This is a genomic window from Pseudomonas sp. 05T35 (genome assembly GCF_056396605.1).
The window spans coordinates 1-6,870 of sequence record NZ_JBFTLU010000232.1; the positions used below are offsets into that span (position 1 = coordinate 1).

9 protein-coding genes and 1 pseudogene are annotated in these 6,870 nt (G+C 55.6%); 6 read left to right on the top strand and 4 right to left on the bottom strand.

The window, feature by feature from the left end; genetic code table 11:
- Positions 1 to 3: 3 nt before the first annotated feature.
- From AC1DH9_RS17950 to AC1DH9_RS17960, 3 genes are all read right to left on the bottom strand, one after another.
- Positions 4 to 195 carry a hypothetical protein gene (locus AC1DH9_RS17950; RefSeq protein ID WP_427540297.1) on the bottom strand — a complete coding sequence of 64 codons (192 nt, stop codon included), beginning with the start codon at positions 193 to 195 and terminating at the stop codon, positions 4 to 6.
- A gap of 188 nt (positions 196 to 383) precedes the next feature.
- Complete coding sequence (locus AC1DH9_RS17955) at positions 384 to 704, bottom strand: YbjQ family protein (protein WP_427540300.1); 321 nt, start codon at positions 702 to 704, stop codon at positions 384 to 386.
- A 344-nt stretch (positions 705 to 1,048) separates the two neighbouring features.
- Positions 1,049 to 2,038, bottom strand: coding sequence for an SDR family oxidoreductase (locus AC1DH9_RS17960; RefSeq protein WP_427540303.1), 990 nt, complete (start codon positions 2,036 to 2,038; stop codon positions 1,049 to 1,051).
- Between the two features lie 95 nt (positions 2,039 to 2,133).
- Here AC1DH9_RS17960 and AC1DH9_RS17965 point away from each other — a divergent pair, with 95 nt between their 5' ends.
- Complete coding sequence (locus tag AC1DH9_RS17965) at positions 2,134 to 3,039, top strand: LysR family transcriptional regulator (RefSeq protein ID WP_477808521.1); 906 nt, start codon at positions 2,134 to 2,136, stop codon at positions 3,037 to 3,039.
- Positions 3,040 to 3,105: 66 nt separating this feature from the next.
- Positions 3,106 to 3,684 carry a DUF4337 domain-containing protein gene (locus AC1DH9_RS17970; RefSeq protein ID WP_427528275.1) on the top strand — a complete coding sequence of 193 codons (579 nt, stop codon included), beginning with the start codon at positions 3,106 to 3,108 and terminating at the stop codon, positions 3,682 to 3,684.
- A 52-nt stretch (positions 3,685 to 3,736) separates the two neighbouring features.
- Here AC1DH9_RS17970 and AC1DH9_RS17975 read toward each other — a convergent pair whose 3' ends face one another.
- Positions 3,737 to 4,072, bottom strand: a complete 336-nt coding sequence (locus AC1DH9_RS17975) for a hypothetical protein (RefSeq protein WP_427528277.1) — start codon at positions 4,070 to 4,072, stop codon at positions 3,737 to 3,739.
- Between the two features lie 412 nt (positions 4,073 to 4,484).
- Here AC1DH9_RS17975 and osmE point away from each other — a divergent pair, with 412 nt between their 5' ends.
- The 4 genes and pseudogenes from osmE to AC1DH9_RS17995 all read left to right on the top strand — a co-directional run.
- Positions 4,485 to 4,850, top strand: coding sequence for an osmotically-inducible lipoprotein OsmE (gene osmE, locus AC1DH9_RS17980; protein WP_103315390.1), 366 nt, complete (start codon positions 4,485 to 4,487; stop codon positions 4,848 to 4,850).
- A gap of 231 nt (positions 4,851 to 5,081) precedes the next feature.
- Positions 5,082 to 5,468, top strand: a complete 387-nt coding sequence (locus AC1DH9_RS17985) for a hypothetical protein (protein WP_477806108.1) — start codon at positions 5,082 to 5,084, stop codon at positions 5,466 to 5,468.
- A gap of 305 nt (positions 5,469 to 5,773) precedes the next feature.
- Positions 5,774 to 6,457 (top strand): response regulator transcription factor, encoded by a 684-nt coding sequence (locus tag AC1DH9_RS17990; RefSeq protein ID WP_427540312.1) that lies wholly within the window; start codon positions 5,774 to 5,776, stop codon positions 6,455 to 6,457.
- Positions 6,435 to 6,870 (top strand): annotated as a pseudogene (locus tag AC1DH9_RS17995) (two-component sensor histidine kinase); the annotation flags it as partial. The gene AC1DH9_RS17990 and the pseudogene AC1DH9_RS17995, both read left to right, overlap by 23 nt.

Here is a 6,870-nt window from a genome sequence, read left to right on the forward strand (position 1 = left end):
CGATTACTTGCGTACAGGCGCTGAGATCTTGGGCATGAACGGCTTTGCGGTGGTTTTTGTCACCACCGGCAGCCTGGCCTTGCCCGGCTTTGTCGGCGTTTCACCAAACCCCGCCACATAATCCGTCTGGCCACATTGCACACAATTGTTGACCGGATACTCAGCACCATCATCTTCAATGTAAGGAATGCTCATCTATCAGTCCCTCCAGACAGATCGATACCGGCAAGCAACTGATCGCCTAAAGAAATACCGACCTCAAGGTTTTTGAGACTAGCCGGTCATTCCCGGACCACCGATTCAAATGCGCAACACCCGACGAACGGCCAGGAAAAGCCTCAGACCTCATCGACCTGTTTCTGACAGATAAAACGTCAGTCAGCCTACTTGAGCGTCACTGCCGTTCCCGTCACGAACACCATCAGCATACTGCCCTTGCCGGAGGGCATGCTGATCTCGAAGTCCACCCCGACCACCGCATCCGCCCGAAGACTCTGTGCACGCTCCTTGAGTTCTTCCGTTGCCTGGGCTCGTGCCTCCTTCAACGCCCTTTCCAGCGTCTGGGAGCGCCCGCCGAAGAAATCCCGCATTCCGGCGAACATATCCCGCACAACGTTGATGCCCTGCACGGATTCGGCGCTAACAATGTCCAGGTAGGCTGCGATCTGACGGCCTTCGATGGATTGAGTGGTGGTTATGATCACGTGGCATTCCTTTATTGACTGAGTATCAGCCATGCTGCTGGCTGAAGCTGGAGAGACATACATACTAAGGACTAAGTTCAGCCCACGGTTTTGATGTTGGGTGCATGGGAGGTCGTATGACAGTATTTTTGCTGCTGTACCTATGCACTGACGCCTCCCGTACTGACTGCCAGGTGATACCCGTCGAACACTGGGTACACGCTGACGCTTACAAACAATGCATGGCTGCAGCGAAAAAGCTGACAGTAGATCTCACTGCCAAGAATCGAAAGAGCAATTATTTTGTCTGCGAAACTCGAGGCAGTCAGTGACCGCCAATGGAGACAGTTGTTGGCGCTCTTGCATCAGGAATAAGTCGCCAAGCCGTCTTGACGGATACACCCCATGCCCAGCAACGCCGCTTCGACAGCTTCATCCAACGGTGTATGCGGCTCGCGCCCCAGCACCGCGATCAATCGCGCATTGTCCATCTGCACCGGCGTACGCCACAAATAACGCATTTCCAGCATTTCACGGAAGGTCACGACAAAAGGTGAAGCCAGCGTCAGCAACCACCACGGGAACGCTGTCACTCGCGGCTTGATGCCTATGTGCCGATTAACAACACGCTGGATAGCACCGCTCATACAGGTACCGTCGGTGTCCAGGTGGCCGGCCATATGAAAGCTTTCGAAGGCGTGAAGTGAGGTACGGCGCTCCAGCAACTCGACCATGGTCCGCGCAACATCAGGCAGATAGGCCCACTGGTGAGCAACGCCCTGCTCACCTGGATAACTCACTGCCTTGACGGGCCTCCCCGGCTTGATCAAGCCCATGGAAAACCAGTTGCTACCGGCTCGCGGCCCGAAAAAATCCCCGGCGCGAACGATCAGCGCACGAGCACCCTTTTCAGCAGCCTTGCGCAAGCGCTGCTCCATCTCCACCCGAATAGCGCCTTTTCGGGTAAGCGGCTGCTGCGGTGAGCTTTCATGCAATACCGGAAAAGCATCAGGGCCAAAGTTATAAACCGTGCCGGGCAGCACGATGGTTGCACCCTCGACCACGGCCGCAGCGATGGTGTTGTCGAGCATCGGCAACACCAGCTCCGGCCATCGACGATAGCCCGGCGGATTGACCGCATGCACAATCACCGAACAGCCCTTCGCGGCCTCGATAACCTCCTGCCGATTCAGTGCATCACCGCGCAACCATGTGATACCCGCGTGTTGATCGATACCCTTCTCAAGATGACGTGTTAGCGCGCACACCTCCCAACCGGCGTCTTTCAATTGACGCGCCACTTCCCCGCCAATCCCGCCTGTCGCTCCCAGTACCAGCGCTTTGTTGCTGTTCATCCCGACACCTTCAAGTGTTATAGAGGGCTTGATCCTGAGCGAATGGACGCTATAGATAAATTGCAGAAGATCAGCGTGACGCTATACATTTATGCATGGCATCGAATATTGGTTGGGAGCTCTATCGATCCTTCCTGGGGGTACTCAATGAAGGATCGCTGTCGGGCGCGGCGCGCTTGCTCGGCATCACACAGCCTACGGTCGGCCGGCACATCGCCGCGCTCGAAAAAGCGCTGGATGTGGTTTTGTTTACACGATCACAAACAGGGCTGATGCCCACCGAAGTGGCACTGACCCTGCGCGCCCACGCACAAACCATGGAAAATACAGCGGCCTCGATTGAGCGAGCCGCCTCAAGTCAAGGTGCGGCAGTTCAGGGGATTATCCGTATTTCAGCCAGTGATGTGATTGGCGTCGAGGTGTTGCCGCCAATCATCACGCGGCTTCGCCAACAACACCCGGCATTGAAAGTAGAACTTGTACTGACTAACCGCGTGGTGGATCTCTTGCAGCTGGAAGCGGACATCGCCGTGCGCATGATGCGCCCCCGCCAAGAGCAACTGGTGGCACGTCGGATCGGTCATATCGAACTCGGGCTGCATGCACACGCCGAGTACTTGAGCCAACATGGCATGCCGCGCGACCTCAACGAACTGGCCAGCCATTCGATCATCGGCTACGACCAGCCGAACGCCTTTATCCGCAGTATCAGCAAGTCCATCAAAGGCATTGACCGCCAGCTCTTCTCACTGAGCAGCGACAGCGATCTGGCGCAGCTGGCATTGATACGCGCGGGGGCCGGTATCGGCTTCTGCCAGGTTCCGCTGGCCAAGCGTGATGGAGCATTGCAACGTGTACTGTCGACGACGTTTTCGCTGGGATTGGAAACCTGGGTCACCATGCACRAGGACTTGCGCAACAGCCCGMGCTGCCGCGCGACCTTCGACGCGTTGGTTGAAGGGTTGCAGCAGTATGCAAGTCGCAATGGCCCGGATGATTGAGATAGCGCCTTTGGCATTCACTCCAGTTACAATTTGATACTTATTCACTCCCCAAAGACCAAAGTCATGACTGAAGACTTCGAAGTCCCTAGCCCGCACGAAAAGCATCTGGAACACGCTACCGAGCACGCCCAGGCCCGCGGAGACAGTTTTGCCAGCAAGATAGCGGTGATGACCGCGATCATGGCGACCATCGGTGCCATGCTCAGCTATCAGGCGGGCTCCACGGAAAGCGAAGCGGCGATGGACAAGAACAACGCTGCCATCAAGAAAACCGAAGCCTCCAACGAGTGGAATTACTACCAGGCGAAATCCAGCCGACAAAACCTCTCTGAACTGGCGATTCACATCCCCGGCCTGGATGCCGCGCACTACACCGCCGAAGCGCAACGCTACAAGACCGAAAAGGAAGCAGTGCGCAAGAAAGCGGAAGAACTCGAAGCCGAAGCTCGCGAGTGGGATGCAAAATCAGAATTGGCATTGCACCAGCATCACCGTTGGGCACAGGCAATGACGGCGATTCAGATTGCAATTTCGCTGGCGGCGATCACCTTGTTGACGCGCAAGGAATGGCTGAAACGGATGGCGTACAGTGCAGCAGGCATTAGCGTCGTGCTGGGTTCGCTGGCGTGGCTGCATCTATAAGTTTATTGAGGGGGGGCGACGTCAGTTTCCCCCCGCCCTGCTGACTCATGAGCTACAAACAGTCGTGCACCGACTTCATCAGCGCGCTGGATTTGGCCCACGGCGGGCCTTGATACAGCGATATGCGGCTCCCATTCTTGTACTTCACGATATCCAGCGTCTCATCGGCCGTCACAACGCTTGGCGCAGTAATCCTGTAGCCGTTTGAAATCGTAGTCTGGGTGGTTTTAGGGATCTCACGCTGCCAGGCCGGCAGAACGCACTGGGCGTAATCCTTGGGAACCTTGGCAGTGATCTCGCTGACATTGGGTTCACCCGGCACCAAGGATGCTGGCAAAGAGCACCCAGCCAACGCTGCAACAGCAAGCGCGCCGATCAAAATTCGCATAATTGTTCCCTGCAATAAAATGTGGCAAATGTAACGCGAGGCCGGGTAGACATCCAGCGTAATTGAGAGAACGTTCTGTTGCAGAATTGAGAACAAATCTATCGAAAAGGAACCTTTTCGCGCGCATCCGAACGTCGCTCCTGCTCCTTTTCGCAAGTCCCGCATGCTGGCCTGACGCTTCGTCGCCTCGTCGTTGATAGCCTCTGGGCCCAGGAGCACACTCCAGATCGCTGACGGACCCAGCCCCCAAACAAAAAGCCCACCACGCGTGGGCTTTCTGTTATCTGCCCTTCCCTCGCACGCCCCAATTCCTCAGCCCTGAGGATATTTGGCGTGCACCGCCGAACTCGACTTTACTTTTATTGATGTACCCAAGAGTTTCTTCACGACACTCACTTTCGGGAGCCCAGTCATGAACACTCGTCTATTCGCACTGGTCGTCGTGCTGTCCGCGGTGGCAGGATGCAGCTCCGAGACATCGGTCTATCGAGAGCAACCGCTGGTCGCAAAGGTAGAAATGGGCATGAGCAAGGATCAAGTCCAGCAAATCGGCGGCAAGCCTTTATCAATCAGCGATCGCACCGTCGAGCCCGGCACCTGTTTTGACTACATGCTCACGCAAGCCGGCCAAAAGCACACGTTCAACGTCAGTTTTGATGGTCGAGGCAAAGTCGACCACAAAAGCTTTATGACGTGTGCGGAATGGAGTCATATGCAGCAAAAGGCCAGAGAGCCATCTGGCAGTACGGGCGGCGGGATGGGCGGTGGCGGTTATTAGCCTTTGACAGCCCTTGTCCTCACAAACTTCTATCTCCCTCTCCGACATCAGTTCAACCGTATTTCGTCGCAGAGTCGTTGACGCGCCCCTTTTTGGGGCGTGGAATAATCTGGATCTGTTGACGTTTGGTGGCGAACCGGGTTGCGATGCCCTGCGTCAAATGGGCCGCCGTCGAGGTCATCACAAAACATCAATAGCCCCTGATGCAACAGATGTCGGGAGGATTTCCACATGGCTAAAATAAAAGTTCTAGCTGGTGATTTTCTTCATGGAGTGGGGGCGTACGAATCCGGTGTTGTCAGTATCGAGACAGCACTCTATCCGTGGCCTGGTATCAATATCCTGGTTACCGATATCAAACACATCAACGTTGTAAACCAAACCCCGATCACACTGACACATGGCTGTGCCGGAATGGGCTTGGCCGCTGCAATGGCTATAGCCCCCACCTGGTCCATGACAGACACCGCCATGGCCCGGGCTGATGCAGAGGTTACGTTCTGGATTGAACTCAGGGATGGCAGGAAAATGCTCTGTTTGACAGATATCGACACCTATCGACATCTGGAAGCGGGATGCTCGCGGCCCACCTCGGGATACGAGCAAGAGGAGACGTGAAAATGGCCAACGGCAGCCTGATGATCAAAGGCGAAAAGAGCGTGCAGATCAAAGCCGAATAAGCCGGTGACAGCCCACCCTATTGCCGTGAAACCGGCAAGAGGCTTTATCAGATGGTCACCTGAACACCCTGCGAGGGCTAGCTTTCGCAGGGTGTTTTGTTTTCAGGCGGGATGACTCGAGTGCGCTGATCAACTGCCAGCCTGCGCCTTCGGCACACCAACATGAAATTTTCATCAGAAAGTCAGGCAATTTTTATTGGCAAAATTGGACATCCGGTAATGTCTTTTCATTAGGTAACCGATATGTCCCGTATTTTGACCATAGAAGATGATGCCGTTACGGCTAAGGAAATCGTGGCCGAGTTACAAAGCCATGGATTTGAAGTGGACTGGGTGGACAATGGCCGTGAAGGCCTGGTGAGCGCGGTCAGTGGCAATTACGATCTGATCACGCTCGACCGTATGCTCCCCGAGCTCGATGGCCTGGCCATTGTCACCACACTGCGTACCATTGGCGTGGTGACGCCCATCCTGATGATCAGCGCCCTCTCCGATGTTGACGAACGCGTACGCGGTCTGCGTGCCGGCGGTGACGACTACCTCTCCAAGCCGTTCGCCACCGACGAAATGGCCGCGCGTGTCGAAGTGCTGCTGCGGCGTAAAAGCCCGGTCAGGGAATTCGAAACCACCCTTAGAGTCGCCGATCTGGAACTCAACCTGATCAGTCACGAAGCCATTCGCAACAATCAGCCGCTGAATCTGCTGCCCACCGAATACAAACTGCTGGAATTCATGATGCGCAATCCGGGACAAGTTCTCTCGCGGATGATGATTTTCGAAGAAGTATGGGGTTATCACTTCGACCCGGGAACCAACCTGATCGACGTGCATATCGGGCGCCTGCGCAAGAAGATCGATCCTCCCGGCATGACTCCCTTGATCCGGACGATGCGAGGCTCGGGCTATGTCATTGCTGAACCCCTCTAAAGGCTGGAGCTCTTCGACCAGTCGCTTGCTGGCGCTCTACAGTACGTTGTTCGTGATCTGGAGCGGCGTCCTGATGGGCGGGCTCTATTACGAAGTTTCCGGTTACATGAACCGTCTGGCCAAACACTCGTTGATGCAGCGCCAGCACCTGCTCTCGCGTTTTCAAGGCGATCAACTGATCGAAGCGCTGACCACCAGCATGCAGTTCGATATGCCGAACGTGGATGCCTTTGGGGTATTCGACAGCCAAAAAAAACCGCTGAACGGAGCGATCCGGAAAATCCCTGCACAACTGCCTCTGGACGGCCAGATTCACGAATTGAACAGCTGCGTAGATTCCGACGATCCGGCGCTGCCGCAGTCCAGTTGTTATGCCATCGCGACCCACATCCAGAATGACCGCTGGCTGGTAC

Coding starts and splice junctions, on each gene's coding strand:
- AC1DH9_RS17950 (WP_427540297.1), bottom strand. CDS start 195: ATGAGCATTCCTTACATTGAAGATGATGGTGCTGAGTATCCGGTCAAC.
- AC1DH9_RS17960 (WP_427540303.1), bottom strand. CDS start 2,038: ATGAACAGCAACAAAGCGCTGGTACTGGGAGCGACAGGCGGGATTGGC.
- AC1DH9_RS17970 (WP_427528275.1), top strand. CDS start 3,106: ATGACTGAAGACTTCGAAGTCCCTAGCCCGCACGAAAAGCATCTGGAA.
- AC1DH9_RS17975 (WP_427528277.1), bottom strand. CDS start 4,072: ATGCGAATTTTGATCGGCGCGCTTGCTGTTGCAGCGTTGGCTGGGTGC.
- osmE (WP_103315390.1), top strand. CDS start 4,485: ATGAACACTCGTCTATTCGCACTGGTCGTCGTGCTGTCCGCGGTGGCA.
- AC1DH9_RS17985 (WP_477806108.1), top strand. CDS start 5,082: ATGGCTAAAATAAAAGTTCTAGCTGGTGATTTTCTTCATGGAGTGGGG.
- AC1DH9_RS17990 (WP_427540312.1), top strand. CDS start 5,774: ATGTCCCGTATTTTGACCATAGAAGATGATGCCGTTACGGCTAAGGAA.